Origin of the sequence: Kineococcus indalonis (assembly GCF_009906395.1) — a bacterium.
Taxonomy (GTDB): Bacteria; Actinomycetota; Actinomycetes; order Actinomycetales; family Kineococcaceae; genus Kineococcus; species Kineococcus indalonis.
In genome coordinates, this window is sequence record NZ_JAAALM010000900.1 from 1 (window position 1) to 879 (window position 879).

1 protein-coding gene is annotated in these 879 nt (G+C 80.5%); it reads right to left on the minus strand.

What is annotated here, in order from left to right:
* On the minus strand, window positions 1-879 hold an 879-nt coding region (locus GTR00_RS21830), incomplete at both ends, for a UvrD-helicase domain-containing protein (protein WP_166613581.1).

Genomic DNA, 879 nt, shown 5'->3' on the forward strand with positions numbered 1-879 from the left:
CCGCACCGGGGCGGGGTCCTCCGCGCCGGCGGCGTCGACGAGGGCGGCGCTGGGCGGGGACGGCATCGTGGTGCACCCGGTCACCGCCGCCCACGAGCGCGCCGCCCCGCGCAGCAGGCGCTGCACGCCGCGCACCGCGGCGGGGTCGCTGCGGCGGTTCACGCCGAGGGTGGCGCGGTGGTCGGCGGCGGTGCGGGCGGCGAGGTAGCTGTGCACGTCCGCCCCGCGGAAGGCGTACACGGCCTGCTTGGGGTCGCCGACGAGCACGAGCGGCACGTGCCCGTGGAACGCCAGGCGCAGCACCTCCCACTGCACGCCGTCGGTGTCCTGGAACTCGTCGACGAGCACGACGCGGTAGCGCCCGCGCAGGCGCTCGCGCGCGACGGCGCCGCTGACGGGGGCGGCCAGGGCGTCGCGCAGCCGGGCCAGCAGGTCGTCGAAGCCCAGGACGTGCCGGGCGGCCTGGCGGCGGGCGACCTCGGCGCGCACCGCGGCGGCGAAGCGCACCCGCAGGTCCTCCGGGGAGCCGGGCGGGCGCTGGGCCGGCTCCAGGCGGGCGTCGGCGCGGGCGACGGCGGCGCGCGCCACCCGCAGGGCGCCGGCCCGGTCGAAGGGGGGCGCCTCGCGCACCGCGAAGCGCACGTACAGGTCGTCGCAGACCTGCTCGACGAGGCCGGTGAGGTCCTCGGCGAGCACGGAGGCGGGGTCGGCGTCGGCGGCGGTGCCCAGGCCGGCGAGGACCTGCCGGCAGAAGCCGTGGACGGTGGTGACGGTGGCGGCGTCGAAGGAGGCCGCGGCGGTGGCCAGGCGGGCGCGGCGCTCGGCGACCTGCGCGGCGGGCGCGGCGGCGAGGTGGCGCACGACGGGGTCGGGGTGCTG